This window comes from Plantactinospora sonchi (assembly GCF_036422035.1).
GTDB lineage: Bacteria > Actinomycetota > Actinomycetes > Mycobacteriales > Micromonosporaceae > Plantactinospora > Plantactinospora sonchi.
On the sequence record NZ_JAZGQK010000002.1, the window covers coordinates 221699 to 240418 of the forward strand.

General features: G+C 73.3%; 14 protein-coding genes. 8 read left to right on the forward strand and 6 right to left on the reverse strand.

Going from position 1 to position 18720, the window contains the following annotated elements; translation table 11 throughout:
* Positions 1–50: 50 nt before the first annotated feature.
* Entirely contained in the window at positions 51–3950 is a 3900-nt protein-coding gene (locus tag V1633_RS03230; protein ID WP_331212611.1) for a carboxypeptidase regulatory-like domain-containing protein, read from the forward strand.
* A gap of 203 nt (positions 3951–4153) precedes the next feature.
* Complete coding sequence (locus V1633_RS03235) at positions 4154–5773, forward strand: acetolactate synthase (RefSeq protein ID WP_331212612.1); 1620 nt, start codon at positions 4154–4156, stop codon at positions 5771–5773.
* Positions 5774–5830: 57 nt separating this feature from the next.
* Here V1633_RS03235 and V1633_RS03240 read toward each other — a convergent pair whose 3' ends face one another.
* Both V1633_RS03240 and V1633_RS03245 read right to left on the reverse strand, forming a co-directional pair.
* Positions 5831–6766: an alpha/beta fold hydrolase gene (locus tag V1633_RS03240; RefSeq protein WP_331212613.1), complete on the reverse strand. Its 936-nt coding sequence runs from the start codon at positions 6764–6766 to the stop codon at positions 5831–5833.
* Between the two features lie 274 nt (positions 6767–7040).
* A complete protein-coding gene (locus V1633_RS03245) occupies positions 7041–8663 on the reverse strand; it encodes a hypothetical protein (RefSeq protein ID WP_331212614.1) in 1623 nt (540 codons plus the stop codon).
* 251 nt (positions 8664–8914) lie between these two features.
* Between V1633_RS03245 and V1633_RS03250 the strand changes: the two genes are divergently transcribed.
* Together V1633_RS03250 and V1633_RS03255 are read left to right on the forward strand one after the other, a co-directional pair.
* Positions 8915–9967 carry an ATP-binding cassette domain-containing protein gene (locus V1633_RS03250; RefSeq protein WP_331212615.1) on the forward strand — a complete coding sequence of 351 codons (1053 nt, stop codon included), beginning with the start codon at positions 8915–8917 and terminating at the stop codon, positions 9965–9967.
* Positions 9964–10770 (forward strand): ABC transporter permease, encoded by an 807-nt coding sequence (locus tag V1633_RS03255; RefSeq protein WP_331212616.1) that lies wholly within the window; start codon positions 9964–9966, stop codon positions 10768–10770. Before V1633_RS03250 ends, V1633_RS03255 begins: the two co-directional genes overlap by 4 nt.
* A 36-nt stretch (positions 10771–10806) precedes the next feature.
* Here the strand turns inward: V1633_RS03255 and V1633_RS03260 are convergent, their stop codons facing one another.
* The 4 genes from V1633_RS03260 to V1633_RS03275 form a co-directional block, all read right to left on the reverse strand.
* Positions 10807–14076 (reverse strand): AfsR/SARP family transcriptional regulator, encoded by a 3270-nt coding sequence (locus tag V1633_RS03260; RefSeq protein WP_331212617.1) that lies wholly within the window; start codon positions 14074–14076, stop codon positions 10807–10809.
* Positions 14077–14157: 81 nt separating this feature from the next.
* Positions 14158–14586 carry a PLD nuclease N-terminal domain-containing protein gene (locus V1633_RS03265; RefSeq protein WP_331212618.1) on the reverse strand — a complete coding sequence of 143 codons (429 nt, stop codon included), beginning with the start codon at positions 14584–14586 and terminating at the stop codon, positions 14158–14160.
* Between the two features lie 27 nt (positions 14587–14613).
* Entirely contained in the window at positions 14614–14937 is a 324-nt protein-coding gene (locus tag V1633_RS03270; RefSeq protein WP_331212619.1) for a DUF202 domain-containing protein, read from the reverse strand.
* Positions 14934–15356, reverse strand: a complete 423-nt coding sequence (locus V1633_RS03275; protein WP_331212620.1) for a YidH family protein — start codon at positions 15354–15356, stop codon at positions 14934–14936. The genes V1633_RS03270 and V1633_RS03275 overlap by 4 nt, the downstream gene beginning before the upstream one ends.
* 11 nt (positions 15357–15367) lie before the next feature.
* Between V1633_RS03275 and V1633_RS03280 the strand changes: the two genes are divergently transcribed.
* The 4 genes from V1633_RS03280 to V1633_RS03295 all read left to right on the forward strand — a co-directional run bounded on the left by V1633_RS03280 (position 15368) and on the right by V1633_RS03295 (position 18698).
* Complete coding sequence (locus tag V1633_RS03280; protein ID WP_331212621.1) at positions 15368–16186, forward strand: GNAT family N-acetyltransferase; 819 nt, start codon at positions 15368–15370, stop codon at positions 16184–16186.
* Positions 16183–16587, forward strand: coding sequence for a hypothetical protein (locus tag V1633_RS03285; RefSeq protein WP_331212622.1), 405 nt, complete (start codon positions 16183–16185; stop codon positions 16585–16587). The genes V1633_RS03280 and V1633_RS03285 overlap by 4 nt, the downstream gene beginning before the upstream one ends.
* Before the next feature lie 335 nt (positions 16588–16922).
* Complete coding sequence (locus V1633_RS03290; protein WP_331212623.1) at positions 16923–17702, forward strand: electron transfer flavoprotein subunit beta/FixA family protein; 780 nt, start codon at positions 16923–16925, stop codon at positions 17700–17702.
* A 30-nt stretch (positions 17703–17732) separates the two neighbouring features.
* Positions 17733–18698 carry an electron transfer flavoprotein subunit alpha/FixB family protein gene (locus V1633_RS03295; RefSeq protein ID WP_331212624.1) on the forward strand — a complete coding sequence of 322 codons (966 nt, stop codon included), beginning with the start codon at positions 17733–17735 and terminating at the stop codon, positions 18696–18698.
* Positions 18699–18720 lie beyond the last annotated feature (22 nt).

An 18720-nucleotide genomic window follows, 5' to 3' on the forward strand; every position in this document is an offset into this window, starting at 1 on the left:
GCCTCAACGGCGAGGCCGTCCCGTCGTCCCTCTTGGCAAGGAGTCCCTGGATGCGCGTGCCCTCACGACTGGGCGTCCGCTTACCCGTCGCACTCGTCACGGTGGCGCTGCTCGCCGCCTCGCTGGCCGGCACCCCGGCGCAGGCGGATCCAGGGACGGCGCCGAACACGCCGGCCCCGACCTGGGCGCCCCGGCACTACCAGCCGGCCGGCTGCAACACCGCCGAGAAGACCGAGGCCGGCCAGGACGGCCCGTGGGCCCGGTGCTTCGCGGTCGGTCTCTCCACCCCGGACGGTCAACGGGGTCAGGTGCTCTCCGGACCGCCGGAGGGCGCGCTCGGGCCGGCCGACATCAGGTCCGCCTACCAACTGCCCGACGGCGGCGCCGGACAGACCGTCGCCATCGTCGGCGCCTTCGGATACGCCGCCGCCGAGGCCGACCTGGCGGTGTTCCGCGCCCACTACGGGCTGCCGCCGTGCACCACCGCCAACGGCTGCTTCCGGGCGGTGGACCAGGCCGGCGGGACGAACTACCCGGCCGAGGACCCGGACTGGTCGATCGAGACCGCGCTGGACCTCGACGCCGTCTCGGCGGCCTGCCCCGCCTGCGACATCCTGCTCGTCCAGGCCGACAACAACGCCATCGGCAACCTCGGCCGGGCCGTCGACACCGCGGCCCGGCTCGGCGCGGTCGCCATCTCCAACTCGTACGGCGTCGCCGGTGAGATGGCCTTCCAGAACCTCTACCACGCCCACTACGACCACCCGGGCGTCGCCATCACGGTGGCCAGCGGCGACATCGGCAACGTGCAGAGTTTCCCGGCCACCCATCCGGACGTGGTGGCGGTCGGCGGCACGTTGCTGACCCGTGACTCGTCCCCGCGCGGCTGGACCGAGACCGCCTGGGAGAACGCGGGCAGCGGCTGCTCCGCCCTGGAGGCCCGGCCGGCGTACCAGGCCGACATCGACACACACTGCGGGGACAAGCGGGCCACCGCCGACATCTCCGCCACCGCCGCACCGGAGTCCGGGCTCGCCGTCTACAACACCCTCGGCCAGGACGGCTGGGCACAGTGGGGTGGCACCTCACTGGCCGCCCCGCTGCTCGCGGCGATGTACGCCTTGGCCGGCGACCCGCTGCCGGGGACGTACCCGGTGACGTACCCGTACCGCGAGGACAGGGCGGCCGGGCTCTCCGACGTCACCGAGGGCACGAACGGCTTCTGCGGCGACCTGCTCTGCACCGCCGGTCCCGGCTGGGACGGGCCGACCGGACTGGGCACCCCGCTCGGCGTCTCGGCACTGACCCTCGGCGCGACCGGGCAGCTCACCGGCACCGTCACCAGCGCCAGGAACCCGCACGGCCGGAAGCACGGCGGGGTCGACGGGGTGACCGTCACCGCCACCGACGACACAGGGGCCACGTACCACGCGGTCACCGACGAGCGCGGCCGTTACCGCCTGGTCCTGCCGGCCGGCGGGTACGACGTGGTGGCCGCCGAGTTCGGTTACCAGGCGCCGACGCCGGTACGGATCACCGTCGGCGCCGGTGGGGACGTCCGGCGTGACCTCGCCCTGACCGCGCTCGCGACCCGTACCGTGACCGGCACGGTCACCGACGCCTCCGGTCACGGCTGGCCGGTCTACGCCAGGGTCGCCATCGACGGTTATCCGGGAGCGCCGGTCTTCACCGACCCGTACACCGGCCGTTACCAGGTCGAACTTCCGGTCGGAGCCAGCTACACCCTGCGGGTGTCCCCGGTCGACATGCCGGGGTACCTGACCGGCACGGTCACCGCCACGGTCGACGCCCGGCCCGGCGACGTGCGGCGGGACGTGCGGCTCGCCATCGACGCCACGTCCTGCACCGCCCCCGGGTACGTCTGGCGCCACCAGGGCGTCGGCGCGGACTTCACCGGCTGGGCCGGCGGGCCGCAGGACGGCTGGCGGGTCACCGACGACTCCGGCAGCGGCCAGACGTGGCGTTTCGACAACCCCGGCGGCAAGGACAACATGACCGGCGGCGACGGGGCGTTCGCCACCGTCGACACCTGGGCGCAGTCGGGCCGGATCGACTCGACGCTGGTCAGCCCGGCGGTGGATCTGCGGGACGTGCCGGAGCCGGTGATCGGGTTCGACAGCGACTACGCCGCCTCCAACTTCGGCTCGCAGAGCGGGGGCATCGAACTCAGCCTGGACAACGGGGCGACCTGGAGCCAGGTCTTCCAGCTCGCCGGCGCCGACGTCCGGGGGCACGTGGAGATCCCGGTCCCGCAGGCGGCCGGCCGGTCCGGGGTGCAGGTGCGGTTCCGCTACCAGGGTGAGCTCGCCAACTGGTGGCAGCTGGACAACGTCGTCGTGGGCCGTCGGACGTGCGCCGTCGTACCCGGCGGGCTCGTCGCCGGGCAGGTCCGCGACGACAACACCGGTGCGGCGCTGGTCGGGGCCACCGTCGCCGCCGCCGGTCCGGCGGGGCGGGCGACCAGCTTCGACACCTCCGTCGACACCAACCTCGACGACGGCTTCTACTGGCTCTTCGCCGAGGGCGACGGAACGGTTCCGATGACCGTGACCGGCCTGCGCTACGCCGACGCCACGGCGAAGGTCCGGGTCGACCCCGACCGGGTCGTCCGCCGGGACTGGAGTCTGCGGGCCGGCCGGCTGGCCGTCCACACCTCCGACCTGTCGTTCTCCGTCCGGGCCGGTCGCGGCACCTCCCGCCAGGTCCGGCTCAGCAACGACGGTGACCGGCCGCTGCGGGTCAGCCTGGTCGAACAGGATCGCGGCTTCACCCCGGCCGGGGCGGCCACCGCCGGCGGCGACACGGCCCGCTCGTCCGCACCGACACCACCGCAGCCGGCGGCGGACGGCACCGCCTGGGTGGACCTGCCCGACCTGCCGATGCCGGTGGTCGACGGTGTGGTCGCCGACAACGACGGCACGGTGTACGCGGTCGGCGGCGACTCCTACGGCTACTTCATGAAGGAGGGGTACGTCCTCGACCCGCAGGCCCGGACCTGGAACCGCCTCGCCGACCTGCCCGAGGCACGGGCCGGCGCGGTCGGCGGCTTCGTCGACGGCAAGCTGTACGTCGTCGGCGGCCTGGGCCCGGTGGGCGGACCGACGTCCACCACGTACGCCTACGACCCGACCACCGACCGGTGGTCCCGCCGGGCCGACCTGCCCACCCCGACGGAGAGCGCCGCGGCGGCGTCGATCGACGGCAGCCTGTACGTGGTCGCCGGTTGTCCGACCGTAGAGTGCCAGCCGGCGAGCACCCGGGTGTACCGCTACGACCCGGCCGCCGACCGTTGGACCCGGCTGGCCGACTATCCGAAGCCGGTCTCCTACTTCGCCTGCGGTGCCGCCGGTACCGGGCTGGTCTGCGCGGGCGGACTGGAGACGGTGCACGAGTCCGGCCGCTACGTCGACGTCCCCACGAACGAGGTCTTCCGGTACTTCGCCGACTCGGACACCTGGGTGCCGACGACCCGGCTGAACCTGTCGACCTACGGCATGGCGTACGCCAGCGTCGGCGGCAACCTGCGGATCATCGGCGGCGTCAGCGCGGACGAGATCAGTCACCAGGTGCTGGAGTTCAACGCCGACACCGGGGTCTGGTCGCACCTGCCGGACGCCCGGAACGCCCGGAGCCGGGGCGGCGCCGCGTGCGGCATGTACCAGGTCGGCGGCCTGGTGGACGGCGCCACGATGACCACGTCCGCACAGCAGTTGCCGGACTCCGGCTCCTGCGTACGGGGCACGGACGTGTCGTGGCTGTCCACCGACCGGACCGAGTTGACCATCCCGGCCGGGCGGTCGGTCACCGTCATGGTCACCGTCGCCGTCCCGGCCGTCGCCGGGCACGGCGAGTACGAGGCACGGCTGGCGTTCGACACGGACACCCCGTACCGGACCGAGCCGCTGGCGGTGGTGATGAGGCTCCGCTGAACCACCTCCGCTGACCGCGCCCGTCCGGTGGGTGGACCCCCACCGGACGGGCGCGGCCGTTCTCCGGGCGGAAGCGTTCGCGTTGCCCTCCCGGGCTCACCGGTGGCGGCCTGCCCGGCTGTACCGGCCGGTAACCGGCCGGTAGCCTGTGACCCCCGGCACCCCTCGGGTGCCGCCCGGACGGCACGGACGAGGGGAGCGACATGACGGAGCGGATCGAGGGCCACGGCGGCGAACTGGCGCTCGCGGCGGTGCGCGGGTACGGCGTACAGGAGATGTTCACCCTCTCCGGCGGGCACGTCTTCCCGCTCTACGACGCCGCGCACCGTACCGGGTTCCCGATCTACGACGTCCGGCACGAACAGTCCGCCGTCTTCGCCGCCGAGGCGGTCGCCAAACTGCAGCGTCGCCCCGGGCTCGCGGTACTCACCGCCGGCCCCGGCGTCACCAACGGCATCTCCGGGCTGACCAGTGCCTACTTCAACGCCTCGCCGGTGCTGGTGCTCGGCGGTCGGGCGCCCGGCTTCCGCTGGGGCGCGGGCAGCCTGCAGGAGATCGACCACGTGCCGCTGGTCGCCCCGGTGACCAAGCACGCCGCCACCGTGCACAGCCCCGACGAGGTGGTCGGCGCGGTCGCGGGTGCCCTGGATATCGCGCTCACTCCGCACCGGGGCCCGGTCTTCCTCGACCTGCCGCTCGAAGTGATCTTCTCGACCGGGGAGGCCGACCCGGTGGCGCCGGCCGTGCCCGTGCTGGAACCGGACCCGGACGAGGTGGCCAGCGCCGCCCGGCTGATCGCCGGGGCGCAGCGCCCCGTCCTGATCGCCGGCTCCGACGTGTACGGCGGTGACGCCGTCGGGGCGCTGCGGGCCGCCGCCGAGGCACTGCGGGTACCGGTCTTCACCAACGGCATGGGCCGGGGCGCGCTGCCACCCGGACACCCGCTCAACTTCGCCAAGGCCCGGCGGGTCGCGCTCGCCGGTGCCGACGTGGTGGTGGTCGTCGGCACCCCGCTCGACTTCCGGCTCGGCTTCGGCGACTTCGGCGACGCGACGGTGGTGCACGTCGTCGACGCGCCCAGCCAACGGGCCCGGCACGTCGAGCCGGCCGTCAGCCCCGCCGGTGACCTGCGGCTGATCCTGACCGCGTTCGCCGACCACACCGGCGACCGGGCCGACCACGAGTCGTGGATCGCCGACCTGCGGGCCGCCGAGGACGCCGCCCGGGCCAAGGACGCGGCGGCGATGGCCGCCGAGACCGACCCGATCAAACCCGCCCGGGTCTACGGCGAACTGCGTCGGGTCCTCGCCCCGGACGCGGTCACCATCGGCGACGGCGGCGACTTCGTCTCGTACGCCGGCCGTTACCTCGAACCCGCGCAGCCCGGTACCTGGCTCGACCCCGGCCCTTATGGCTGCCTCGGCACCGGCATGGGGTACGCGATGGGCGCCCGGGTCAGCTACCCGGACCGGCAGGTCTGTGTGTTGATGGGCGACGGCGCGGCCGGCTTCTCGCTGATGGACGTCGAGTCGCTGGTCCGGCAGCGGTTGCCGGTCGTGATCGTGGTCGGCAACAACGGAATCTGGGGCCTGGAGAAGCACCCGATGAACGCCATGTACGGCTACGACGTCGCCGCCGACCTGCAACCGGAACTCCGGTACGACCAGGTGGTGACCGCGCTCGGCGGGGCCGGGGAGACCGTGGCGAAGGCGGCCGACCTCGGGCCGGCCCTGGAACGGGCCTTCGACGCCGGGGTGCCGTACCTGGTCAACGTGCTCACCGACCCGACCGACGCGTACCCGCGTTCGTCCAACCTGGCCTGACAGCGCCGCGGCACCCGGCCCGGCGGGCGCACCTTCGCCCGCCGGACCGGGTGTCGGTCAGCTCGGCGGCACCGGGTGCGGCGGGGGCAGGAAACCGTCGACCGCGCGTCGGAACGCGGCCGGCTGTTCCACCCACGGGTGGTGCCCGCACCGTTCGATCACCACCGCCTCACCGGCCGGGAAGAGCTTCGCCAGGGCGACCACCGGTGCGAGTCCGGCGCTGCAGTCCTCGGCCCCGGCGACCACCAGGACCGGGGCGGTGACGTCGGCGAGTCGCTCCGCCAGGTCCGGTGGCGGCTCCACGCTGAAGTACGCCCGGTTCGCCGAATAGCTGTACCGCGCGGTGGCGGCGTGGGCCCGTTCCGTCTCGCCCCAGCGGGCGTAGGCCAGCGGTGCCACCCGCTGCTGCCAGGCGTTGAACCCGGTGTCGTCGAGGACCTCCGGGCCGGCCTCCCAGGCGGCGACGGCGGCGTCGAAGACCGGGTCCCCCCGCCGCCTGTCGCGCATCTCCCCGGTGTCGGAGGGTTCGTCGACCAGATGGCCGGCGGGCGGCGTGACCAGCACCATGCCGGCGAGGTGCCGGGGAAACCGCACCGCGTAGCTGATCGCCAGTCGGGTGGCGGCCGAGTGCCCGAGCAGGAGCAGCCGGTCGAGACCGAGGTGCAGCCGGAGCCGTTCCAGGTCCTCGGCCTGCCGCCAGTAAGAGGCCAGTTCGACGGACGCGGGCAGCGGGGACCGTCCCACGCCGCGCAGGTGCGGCACGATCAGTCGCCGCTGATCGCCCAGCCCGGCCAGGTCGCCGAGATAGTCGGGATGCAGCGCCGCGCCGCCGGCGAGCGCGATGACCGGCAGTCGGCCAGGGTCCGCCTCGTCACCGCGTCGCTCGTCGTCCTGGTGGTCGTCGTCGAGCTGCCCGCTGTCGCGGTGCCGGTCGTCATGGTGCCGCTCGTCGTAGTGGAGGGTCGCTCCGTCGGAGCCGGTGAAGGTGGGCATGTCGTCGCCTTTCGGGATGCCTCGCGGGCGCTCCCGACGGCCACCGTCAGCGGGGCCGTTCAGCCGTGGGGGGAGGGGAGCACCCGGCCGGATACAGCGGTAATGGGTCTCACCTCCTGAGGTCGTACGTGGGCACGGCGGACCCGAACCTACCAGACCGCCGGTCCGCCCGGGAGGACTCCGGGTCAGCAGGACCCCTCCGCTGCCGAGGCGATAGGAAGGGGCCCTTTCTCTACAAAAAGCGATAGGAAGGGGCCCTTCCTTACCGGGCTGCTCAGCGGCCTGGGCCGAAGCGTTCCGATGACCAGAACCAGTCGTCGGGCGGGGCGTCGGTGGCCGACGCGGGGGTGATCGTCAGGTTGCTGACCTGGAGCGGCGGTGTCGGGTCGGTACCGCTGTCGGGGTGGGGATCCGCGAGGGCGGAACGCTGCCGGGGCGGCCCGGCGGCGAGCAGCGGAACCAGCAGGATGCCGAGGACGAGCGGGGCGGCCATGTAGCGGGCCGCCTGCGCGTTGTTGACGACCATGACGGAGAGTTGGTTGCCGAGACTCAGCGCGGCGAGGACCAGCACCGCCCGCTCCCGCCGTTGCCAGGCCAGCAAGCCGACGAACAGGTACGCCAGGTAGGCCCAGGTCGCCCCGCGCCACAGCAGCCACTCCGGACCACTGACCCGGTTGGTGAGGGTGTCCGCCAGCCGGGCGGCGCGTTCACTGACCGGCTGGCTGAAGGCCACCGTCCGTACCTCGGCGGCGTGGAACCGTGGATCCCGCTCCAGATAGATCGGCAACGCCCAGGCCGTCGGGTTGCCGGTCAGCATCCCGGCCGGGGTGGGCCGCCAGGCGACCGAGGCCCGGCACAGCCGCGCCTCCAGCACCGTGCCGGGTGCCCGGCGTACCAGCCGCCACCAGGCGGCGAGCAGTTCCGTCCGGCGGGTCGTGGCGGCCTGACGGTCGAAGTCCGGACTGTAGACCGTCGGATCGACCGTGTAGCAGTTCGCCGAGTTCCGCCAGTGCGTCAGCGGGGCCACCGTCGCCATCAGCGCGGTGTCGGCGGCCGGGAAGTCCTGCGGGCCGGCGTCGTAGCCGACCGCGAGATCGGCGAGGAACGACTCGTAGGCGACGATCGACCCGCTGTCCCGGACGCCGAGGGCGGGCAGCAGCGCCCAGTTGGCGAGCAGCGCGATGGTGGCCGCCAACACCCCGGCCAGCAGTACCCGCAGCGCGGTACCGCGGACCAGTACGGCGACCAGCCCGGTGACGATCACCGCGACCAGGAAGCCGTTCTGCCGGAACAGGCAGACCAGGGTCAGTTCGACCAGCAGGGCACCGAGCAGCCCCCGGGGCGGTGCGGTGCCGCCGGTCGTACGCCGCCGGTCGACCAGCCGGGCCAGGGTGCCGAGCAGGAAGACGTGACAGATGACAAACGGCACGTCCTTCCAGACGCAGACGACAAACGTGCCGACCGGTGGCAGCAGGACGACCGCGACCGCCGCCGTGGCCCAGCCCCAGGCCGGGCCGCCGATACGGCGCAGCCCGGTGACCGCGTACGTCAGACCGGCCGCCAGGCCGAAGCCCTGGGCCAGGGTCAGCGCGCCCACCCCACCGGTGAGCTGGACCGACAGCCAGACCAGCCCGGTGTAGGCGACCGGATGGTGGGTGTTCCAGTTGCCGGTGGTCGCCTGCCAGACGTGGTCGAGGGAGTCCGGACTGAACAGTCCCGGATAGCGGGCCGCCCACCAGAACAGCAGCACCGCCTGGACCAGCAGGTACGTGCCGACACCGAACGGCATCCGGGGCAGTTGGCGTCGTCGCGGGCCGCGTCGTCGCTCCGCCCGGGTCTCCGACCCCGTCGGCCCGTTCGACGGCCGGACCGGTCCGGCGACCACCTCGTGCGCCATCGCGCCCTCTCCTTCGCCTCGGGCGCCGGGAGGCGCGCCGAACAGCGGTACGAGGGGTGCACCGATGGGCCATGGTATGGCCGCCGCCACACCCGGGTCCGCGGAATGTCCGACTCCCGCCGGATTCCGGACCGGGTAACCCACCGGAACCCGTCCTGTCAGGCGGATGTCAGCGCGGTTCGTCCGGTGTCAGCGCCGGGTCAGCCCAGCCGTTCAGGGTGGAGGCCACGGAAACCGATGGGAGAACGTTCATGAGTCACGCCATCCGCGCCGAGGGGTTGGTCAAACGTTTCGGCGCGACCACGGCGCTCGCCGGAGTGGACCTGGCGGTCCGCACCGGCACCGTCTTCGGCCTGCTCGGTCCGAACGGCGCGGGCAAGACCACCACCGTACGGGTGCTCGCCACCCTGCTCCGCCCGGACGCGGGCACCGCCACCGTCGGCGGGTACGACATCCACCGGGAGGCGCACCAGGTCCGCCAGACCATCGGTCTCACCGGCCAGTACGCCTCGGTCGACGAGACCCTCACCGGGGCGGAGAACCTGCTGCTGATCGGCCGACTGCTCGGCATGTCCCGAACCGACGCCCGGGCCCGGGCCCGGCAGCTGCTCGCCGACTTCCATCTCGCCGACGCGGCGGACCGGGCCGCGAAGACGTACTCCGGGGGGATGCGACGGCGGCTGGACCTGGCGGCGAGTCTGGTCGGCCGGCCCCGGCTGCTCTTCCTGGACGAGCCGACCACCGGGCTCGACCCACGCAGCCGTACCGAGCTGTGGGGGATCGTCCGGGACCTGGTCGACTCGGGGGTGACGGTGCTGCTCACCACCCAGTACCTGGAGGAGGCGGACCAGCTCGCCGACGAGGTCGCGGTGGTCGACCACGGGCGGGTGATCGCGCACGGCCCGCCGGAGGAGCTGAAGGCCCGGGTCGGCGGGCAGACCCTGGTGGTACGCCCCGACGACCCGGCCGACGTGCCGGTGCTGCTGGCGGTGCTCCGCGAGGTCACCGGTGCCGAGCCGCAGCTGGCCCAGCAGACCGCGACCGTGGCGGTGAACGGTGGGGACATCCTGCCCGCGGTGGTCCGCCGGCTGGACGAGGCCGAGGTGACCGTCGCCGAACTCGCGCTGCGCGGCGCCAGCCTGGACGAGGTCTTCCTGTCGCTGACCGGTCACCGCGCCGAGGAACCGGACGACGGGCAGCACGACGACCGGGACGACCACCGGGCCGGTGGCACGCGCGGCGGGGACCCGGAACCACAGGGGTCGGGCCCGCGTGGGAACCAGTTGGAAGGAACGTTGGCATGACCACCTTGACGACGGCGACCGCGCTGCCCAACCACCGGGTGGGTCCGCTGGCCGGGCTGCGGCACACCATGACCCTGGCCTGGCGGAGCCTGGTGCAGATCAAACACAATCCGATGGAGCTGATCGACCTCAGCATCCAGCCGCTGATGTTCGTGCTGCTCTTCACGTACGTCTTCGGCGGGGCCATCGCGAACAGTCCGGGCGAGTACCTGCGGTTCATGCTGCCCGGCATCGTGGTGCAGAACGCCCTCTTCGCCACCCTGACCACCGGTTTCGGGCTCAACATGGACCTGACCAAGGGCTTCTTCGACCGGCTCCGAGCGCTGCCGATCGCCCGGTGGGCGCCGTTGGCCGGCCGGATCCTCGCGGACACCGTCAAACAGGCCTGGTCGATCGCGCTGCTGCTCGGGGTCGGGGTGATCCTCGGCTTCCGGGTCGGCACCGGGGTGTTCGGCCTGCTCGGCGCGGTGGCTCTGCTGCTCGCCTTCACCCTGGCCGCGTCCTGGCTGTCGGTGCTGGTCGGGGTCCTGGCCAGCGATCCGGAGAAGGTGCAGGTGTTCGGTTTCGTGGTGATCTTCCCGCTGACCTTCACCAGCAACGCCTTCGTACCGACCGAGAGCATGCCGGGCTGGCTGCAGGCCTGGGTGAAGGTCAACCCGGTCACCACCCTCGCCGACGCGCTGCGGGGGCTGCTGGTCTCCGGCCCGGAGGCGCGGCCGATCGTCACCTCGCTGCTCTGGGCACTCGGGATCGTGGTGGTCTTCGCCCCGCTGGCGGTCCGGGCGGTGCGGCGCCGGGTCTGACCCGTCGGCGCCGCCCGGCCCCTGCCGTACCCGTGGTCAGCCGTCGAGCTGGTTCCGGACCAGATCCGGCAGCGCGGCGGGGGTGACGTCGCTGTTCCGGCCGTGGCTGAACGCCTCGGCGAAGTCCGCCTCCCCGAGCGCCTCGCGGGCGGTCGACTCGACGCGTACGCCGTCGACGCTGGACAGGTCGGCGCCACCCCGGAGGGCGTACGCCGCCCCGAGCAGCAGGGCGGCGGCGGTCGGCCGGCCGACACGCAGCGCCAGGTCGGCGCAGCCGACCAGCACGGTGGCCAGCACCGGGGCGTCGTAGAACTTCAGCGCGCAGACCAGCGCCTGTTCGTGGTGCTTCCGGGCCGTCGGGAGGTCGTCGAGCATGCCGTCCAGGTAGCCGTTCGACGAGGCGAGCATCGCCCGCCACTGCGGGGCCATGGTGCGTTCGGTGATCAGGTCGCCCGCCTGCGTCAGCCGCCGCCGCGCCCCGTCGAGGTCACCGCCGAAGCGGAGCAGTTCGGCGTACATGTGCGCGACGGCGGCCCGGCATTCGGCGTTGCCGATCCGCTCGGCCCGCCGGTCGGCGTCGGCGAGCAGCGTGAACGCCTGGTCGTGGTCGCCGAGCCGCCACCGGTCGTGCGCCAGCGCGGCCTGCATCACCGGCAGGTCCTCGGCGGCGCCGACCACGCGCATCAGTTCCAGTGCCTCGGTACGCAGGTCGGCGGCCCGGGCCGGGTCGCCGCGCCGGCTGGCCAGGTCGCCGAGCGTGGCCAGGGTGTACGCGGCACCCCAGCGTTCCCCGATGGACCGGAAACCGTCGAGCGCGGCCCGGATGTCGGCTTCCGCGGTGTCCAGGGACCGGCCGAAGTTGAGTTCGTGGTGGGCGTGGAACATCCGGTTGACCGCCCGGACCCAGGGGTCCGGATCGGCGAAGCCGGCGACCAGTACGTCCACCGCCGCCGCCGCCGGATTCACGTGGAAGACCACGGAGATCGGTTGGATCAGGCGCAGCAGCGGCTCGTCGGCCTCGTGCCCCTGGGCGGTCCGGACGGCCCGGGCCAGCCACTGCCCGCCCTCGGTGAACCCGCCGATGCTGAGCAGGTTCATCGCGGCCATCAGCTGGGCGACGCCGAGCTGTTCGGCGGGCACCCGGTCGACGTCCGGCAGGGCGAGCGCGGGCATGGCCAGTTCCACCGCCTCGATCCGCAGGCCCTGCGTCCACCAGTACCAGCCGAGGGCCGCGACGAGCCCGACCGACAGGCGGGCGTCGCCGACACCGACCGCCCAGCGCAGCGCGGCATGCAGGTTGTCGTGCTCGGCGTTCAGCCAGCCGAGCCAGCGCAGCTGGTCCGCCCGGCGCAACCCCTTGTCGGCCCGGCCGGCGACGGTCAGGAAGTCGACGGCGTGGCTGCGGCGTACCGCCTCCGCCTCGCCCGCCTCGGCCAGCCGGCGCAGCCCGTACTCCCGGATGGTCTCCAGCATCCGGTAGCGCGGCTCGCCGTCGCCACCCACCACCACCAACGACTTGTCCACCAGCGCCGCCATCCGGTCGAGTACGTCGTCCGGGTGCAACGCCGGGGTGAGCCCGTCGGCGGCGCAGACCCGTTCGACGGCGTCGAGGGTGGCGCCGCCGCTGAACACCGCCAACCGACGCCACAGTGCCCGCTCGGCGTCGTCGAGCAGGTCCCAGCTCCAGTCGAAGATCGCGCGCAGCGTCTGGTGCCGGGGCAGTGCCGTGCGGCTGCCGCCGGTGAGCAGCCGGAACCGGTCGTCGAGCCGGGCCGCGACCTGGGTCGGGGTCATGCTCCGCAGCCGGGCGGCGGCCAGTTCGATGGCGAGCGGCATGCCGTCGAGGGAGCGGCAGATCTGGACCACCGGACCGACGTTCCCGGTGTTGACGGTGAAGTCGGGGCGTACCGCGCGTGCCCGGTCGGCGAGCAGCCGCACCGCCGGGTACGTCAGCGCGGTGTCCGGGTCCGCGTCCGGCGGCGGCAGCGGGAGCGAGTCGACCGGGCAGAGCGTCTCGCCGGTGATGCCCAGCGGCTCCCGGCTGGTGGCCAGCACCCGCAGCCGTGGACAGGCGGCGAGCAGCCGGTCGGCGAGCCGGGCGGCGGCGTCGACGAGGTGCTCGCAGTTGTCCAGCATCAGCAGCATCCGCCGGGTGCCGATGGCGGCGGCGAGCCGGTCGACCGGAGGCGTCTCGGGCGTACCGACCCGGTTGCGCGCGGCGGCCAGCAGGCCCGGTTCCCGCAGGCCGAGCACCTGGAGCACGGTCTGCGGCAGCTCGGCGCCGTCGGTGACCGGGGCGAGTTCGACCAGCCATCCGCCGTCCGGCACCTGACCGAGCAGGGTACGTGCCGACTCGATCGCCAGTCGCGTCTTGCCCGCGCCGCCCGGACCGGTGAGGGTGACCAGCCGTGAGCCGGCGAGGAGCCCGCTGACCCGTTCGATCTCCGGTCCCCGGCCGACAAAACTGGTCAGCGGGGTGGGCAGGTTGTGCGCCGGGGTCGGCGACACCGCGCCGGGCGGGGTCGGGACCGTCGTGCCGTCGGGGTCGCGGCCGGCGGCGGCCGGGCGTCGGGGCGGCGCCGCGTCGCGGAGCAGTTCCAGGTGCAGGGCGGCGATCTCCGCCGACGGCTCGGCGCCGAGGGTTTCGGCGAGGGTGCCGCGCAGCCGGGCGTACGCGGTCAGCGCCTCGGCGGTCCGGCCGGTGTCCCGCAGTGCCCGGATCAGCTGTCCGGCGAACCGTTCCCGGAGTGGGTGGGCCGCGACCAGGGCCCGCAGCTCCGGTACCAGGGCAGCGGCCTCACCGGCGGCGAGCTGGGCCTCGACCCGCTGCTCGGTGGCGGTGAGCCGCAGTTCGTCGAGGCGGGCCGCCGGGGCGCGGGCGAAGTCGGCGTCCGCCACGTCGGCCAGCGCGGGCCCCCGCCAGAGCCGCAGCGCGTCCGCCAGCACGGTCGCCGCGCCGGGCGGATCGGATGCCAGCAGCGCCCGGCCGGTGTCGACCAGGTGCTCGAACCGGGCGACGTCCACCGCGGTCGGATCGACGGCCAGCCGGTAGCCGGTCGGATGCGACTCGACCGGGACGCCGGGTACCGTCCGCCGCAGCCGGGAGACCAGCGCTTGCAGCGCGTTGGCCGCGCCGGCCGGAGGCGTGCCCTCCCAGAGGCCGTCGACCAGTCGGCCGGTGTCGACGATCCGGCCGGGCTCCAGCGCGAGCAGGATCAGCAGCCGGCGCAGTCGGGCGCCACCCACCGTCACCGGTGCCCCGGTGTCGGCGGTCACCTCGAGCGGGCCGAGTACGGCGATCTGCACGTCGTAGATTGTGCCTGGCCGGGTCGGGTCGGCCGGACCGATACGGGTCCGGCCCGGCGCGGGTCGGACCGGTGCCCGGGGTCAGCTTTCCGGCTTGTCGGGCTCTCGGGGCGGGTCGCCGGCCTCCCGGCGGCGAAGTTCCTCTTCCCGGCGCCGCAGGTCCTGCTCCCAACGGTCGAACATCTCGCGGTCCCGCTTCGTCCGGTTCTCGTCCAGCGACCGCAGGAACTCGGGGTCGTCGTCCGGGGCGACCTGGCGGCGTCCACGCCCGACCCCACCGCCGCCCGGCCGGATGCCGCCGGAACTGCCGGCGCTGCCGGGTGCGGGGCGCGGCCGACCGGCGACGAACCAGGCGATCGAGCCGACCAGCGGGAAGAAGAGGATGATCAGGACCCAGGCGATCCGGGGAAGTGCCCGGATCTCGTCCTCCTCCGCCGAGAGGCAGCTGATCAGAGCGACGACGGCCAGGATGAGTTGCCCGATGGCGAGGAGCGCGTAGAGGCGGACCATGTGGCCATGATGACTCACCCGGTCCGCTCAGCGCACCGGCGTCAGCACGAGCAGCACTCCGAGTACCGCGAATCCGGCCGCGACCAGGGCGGTCAGCGGCAGGGTACGCCCGGCGCCGGGTGTCCGGCCGCCGTGTCGGGGCACGGTACCGACCAGTACGGCGAGCCAGCCGAGCGCGGCCAGCGCGACGATCACCGCACCGACGGTGCCCCGGGTCAGGGCCAGCCGGGCGGCGAGCACCGCGACCACGGTGACCGCCAGGGCGGTACGCCGCCACGCCAGCCGGGTCCGTTCCCGGGCCAGCCCGGCGTCCCGCTGGGGGCTGTCCCGGGCACCCGCGCCGCCGGTCACCGGCGCCGCACCGCCTGGACCAGCACGGCGACGACGAGCAGGACGGCGCCGAGGCCGACCAGCAGGGCGAGCAGTGCCGGAAAGCGGGAGGCGGGCAGTTCCTCGCCGAGCCGGATGGCGCGTTCGGTCCGGGCCCAGCGGTCGACGGCGCGGACCGCGACCGCTCCACCGAGCAGCAGCAGCGCGACCGCGAGCGCCTCGCGCAGATGCGCCACCGGCATCGGGGGCAGGAACTGTGCGACCGCGAGGCCGCCGGCGACCAGCGCCAGTCCGGTACGCAGCCAGGCCAGGAACGTCCGTTCGTTGGCGAGCGAGAAGCGGTAGTCGGGGGTCTGGCCCACGTCGCGTAGTTCCTGTGGATCGAACCACCGTCTGATCGCCCGCAGCACGATCACGATTATCCGGTGGACGTGCGGCATAGCCTGGTCTGGTGACTGATCTCGACCCTGATCTGCTGCTCACCGCGTACGACACCCAGCTGCGGGCCCGGCTTCCGGAGCCGGTTCCGGAGGGGGTGACGGTGGACCGGGACGGCCCACTGCTGCGGACCCAGGGACTGGACCGGGGTGGTTTCCTCACCTACCAGCACCTGGACGGACTGCGCGGTGCGGAGTTGGACGAGCTGATCCTGCGGCAGCGGGACCACTTCGCCGCACTGGGCCAGCAGGTGGAGTGGAAGCTGCACGGCCACGACGAGCCGGCCGACCTGCCGGAGCGGTTGCGGGCCGCCGGGTTCGTGCCGGAGGAGCAGGAGACCGTCGTGATCGGTCCGGTCGCGCCGCTGGCGGCGACGCTGCCGGTCCCGCCGGAGGGCGTACGCCTGCGTGAGGTGACCGCCCGGGCGGACCTGGACCGGATCGGTGAGTTCAAGTCGGTGATCTGGGGCGGGGAGGGCGGCTGGCTGGCCGACGCGCTGTCCCGGGAACTCGCCGCCGGCGCGGAACTGGACCAGCCGCCACTGACCGTGGTGGTCGCCGAGACCGACGAGGGTGAGCTGGTCAGTGCCGCCTGGGTGCGGTACGTGTCCGGGACCCGGTTCGCCACGCTGTGGGGCGGGGCGACCCTGCCGCAGTGGCGGCGTCGGGGGATCTACCGGGCGCTGGTCGCCTACCGGGCGCGGTTGGCAGAGGCGCGGGGGTTCAGTCTGTTGCAGGTGGACGCCTCGGACGACAGTCGGCCGATCCTGGGGCGGCTCGGCTTCGTCGCGGTCACCACCACCACCCCGTACGTCTACACTCCCAAACCGTGACGCAGACGCTGACCGACGAGGAACGGGCGGACCTGAAGCGGGCCGCCTTCGGCGCGGTCTTCCTGGTGTCCAACGCCGAACCGGGCGCGCTGTCGATGATCAAGGAGAGCATCGCCGCGTCGAACGCCTTCGCCGACGCCACCGGGCTGGTCCAGGAGGTGCTCACCACCGGTGCTGTGCCACGGTTGCCGAGCGGGCCGGACGACGTCCGCGCGACGGTGCTGCCCGGTCTGCGTCGGGCGATGGAGATCCTGCGGGTGAAGGCGCCGGACGAGGCGACCGGTTACCGCGCGACGGTGCTGGGTGCCACCGAGGAGGTGGCCCGGGCGCACGAGGGGATCAGCCCGAACGAGGCGGCGGTGATCGCGAGCATCCGGGACGCCCTCGATTCCGTCAGCTGACCTTTTGCGGGGCGGGCCCGCTGTCGGTTCTGCGGGCCGTCGCCCCGCCCGCCGTCGGCTCACTCGCCGTCGACCGACCCGCTGTCGGCCGACCTGGGCCGGTTGTGGGTCGGGAGTGCGACGGGCGGTGAGCCGCGTCACTTCGGGAGGTTCCGGAAGACTATGCTACTTGCGGGTAACATAGCCGCGTGGACAGCGTCGTGCCGTGGGCGGGAACGCTGGTCGTCCGCGATGGCTGACCGATCGTTAAGGTAACGGGAGGGCGCCCGGACCCACCGGGCGGCAACGTCGCAGACGGCGGGGATCGCCATCAACAGGAGGGTCGTCGAAGCGCGATGAACATCGTCGTACTCGTCAAGCAGGTGCCCGATTCGAGCATGGACCGCAACCTGCGCAGTGACGACAACACCGTCGACCGGGGGTCGGCAAGCAACGTCATCAACGAGATGGACGAGTACGCCATCGAGGAGGCGTTGCGGATCGGGGAGACGCACGGCGGCGAGGTGACCGTCCTGACCATGGGACCGGCCCAGGCCACCGAGTCGATCCGTAAGGCGTTGCAGCTCGGCGCCGACAAGGCGGTGCACGTGCTGGACGACGCGCTCGCCGGCTCCTGCGCGGTGACCACCTCCAGGGTGCTCGCCGCCGCGCTCGGCCAGCTCAACCCGGACCTGGTGCTCTGCGGCGCCGAGTCGACCGACGGCCGGGTCCAGGTGATGCCGCACATGCTCGCCGAACGACTCGGTGTCGCGGCACTGACCGGCGCCCGCAAGCTGACGATCGACGGCGGCACGCTGACCGTGGAGCGGCAGACCGAGGAGGGCTACGAGGTCGTCACCGCCGCCACGCCGGCCATCGTCTCGGTCTGGGACACCATCAACGAGGTCCGCCTCGCATCGTTCAAGGGCATCATGGCCGCCAAGAAGAAGCCGGTGCAGACCCTCGCCCTGGCCGACCTCGGGGTACCGGCGGCCGAGGTCGGCGCCGCCGGCGCGACCACCGAGGTCCTGGCACACCACCGCCGCCCGCCGCGTTCGGTCGGGCAGCGGATCGACGACGACGGCACCGGCGGCGTCAAGCTGGTCGAGTTCCTCGCCACCGAGAAGTTCGTGTGAGCGGGCTGGAGAGACAGGAGAGGAATGGCCATGGCTGAGGTACTTGTCGTCGTCGAAGCCACCCGGGAGTTCGGCGTCAAGAAGGTCACGCTCGAACTGCTCACCCTCGCCCGCCAACTCGGCAGCCCGTCCGCCGTGGTGCTCGGCGGCCCCGGCGCCGTGGCCGCGCTCGCCGGGCCGCTCGGCGAGTACGGCGCGGAGAAGATCTACGCGGCCGAGCACGAGGAGATCGACGGCCACCTGGTCGCCCCCAAGGCGACCGTGCTGGCCGACCTGGTCCGCCGGGTGCAGCCGGCCGCCGTGCTGCTCGCCTCCAGTCAGGAGGGCAAGGAGATCGCCGGCCGACTCGCGGTCAAGCTGGACAACGGCCTGCTCACCGACGTGTCGGAGCTGACCGCCGAGGGACACGCGACCCAGGTCGTCTTCGCCGGCTCGACCATCGTCACCTCCCGGGTCACCCGGGGGCTGCCGCTGGCGACCCTGCGCCCCAACTCGGTCACCCCGGCTCCGGCACCCGTCGCGACCACGCCCGCCGTCGAGCAGCTCGACGTTGTCCTCGGCGAGGCCGACAAGCTGGTCCGGGTGGTGGAGCGGGTGGCCGAACAGAAGGGCAGCCGGCCGGAGCTGACCGAGGCGTCCGTGGTGGTCTCCGGCGGTCGCGGGGTCGGCAACGCGGACAACTTCAAGCTGGTCGAGGAACTCGCCGATCTGCTCGGCGGTGCGGTCGGCGCGTCCCGGGCCGCGGTCGACTCCGGCTTCTACCCGCACCAGTTCCAGGTCGGGCAGACCGGCAAGACGGTCTCCCCGCAGCTCTACGTCGCTCTCGGCATCTCCGGCGCCATCCAGCACCGGGCCGGTATGCAGACCTCGAAGACGATCGTCGCGGTCAACAAGGACCCCGAGGCGCCGATCTTCGAACTGGCCGATTTCGGCGTGGTGGGCGACCTGTTCAAGGTCGTACCGCAGGCCGCCGAGGAGATCCGTAAGCGCCGGTGACCCGTGCCGTGCCGGTGCTTCC

What these genes read in the sequence shown, in the direction of transcription:
- V1633_RS03230 (WP_331212611.1), top strand. Translation starts at nt 51, where the DNA reads ATGCGCGTGCCCTCACGACTGGGCGTCCGCTTACCCGTCGCACTCGTC.
- V1633_RS03235 (WP_331212612.1), top strand. Translation starts at nt 4,154, where the DNA reads ATGACGGAGCGGATCGAGGGCCACGGCGGCGAACTGGCGCTCGCGGCG.
- V1633_RS03240 (WP_331212613.1), bottom strand. Translation starts at nt 6,766, where the DNA reads ATGCCCACCTTCACCGGCTCCGACGGAGCGACCCTCCACTACGACGAG.
- V1633_RS03245 (WP_331212614.1), bottom strand. Translation starts at nt 8,663, where the DNA reads ATGGCGCACGAGGTGGTCGCCGGACCGGTCCGGCCGTCGAACGGGCCG.
- V1633_RS03250 (WP_331212615.1), top strand. Translation starts at nt 8,915, where the DNA reads ATGAGTCACGCCATCCGCGCCGAGGGGTTGGTCAAACGTTTCGGCGCG.
- V1633_RS03255 (WP_331212616.1), top strand. Translation starts at nt 9,964, where the DNA reads ATGACCACCTTGACGACGGCGACCGCGCTGCCCAACCACCGGGTGGGT.
- V1633_RS03265 (WP_331212618.1), bottom strand. Translation starts at nt 14,586, where the DNA reads ATGGTCCGCCTCTACGCGCTCCTCGCCATCGGGCAACTCATCCTGGCC.
- V1633_RS03275 (WP_331212620.1), bottom strand. Translation starts at nt 15,356, where the DNA reads ATGCCGCACGTCCACCGGATAATCGTGATCGTGCTGCGGGCGATCAGA.
- V1633_RS03290 (WP_331212623.1), top strand. Translation starts at nt 16,923, where the DNA reads ATGAACATCGTCGTACTCGTCAAGCAGGTGCCCGATTCGAGCATGGAC.
- V1633_RS03295 (WP_331212624.1), top strand. Translation starts at nt 17,733, where the DNA reads ATGGCTGAGGTACTTGTCGTCGTCGAAGCCACCCGGGAGTTCGGCGTC.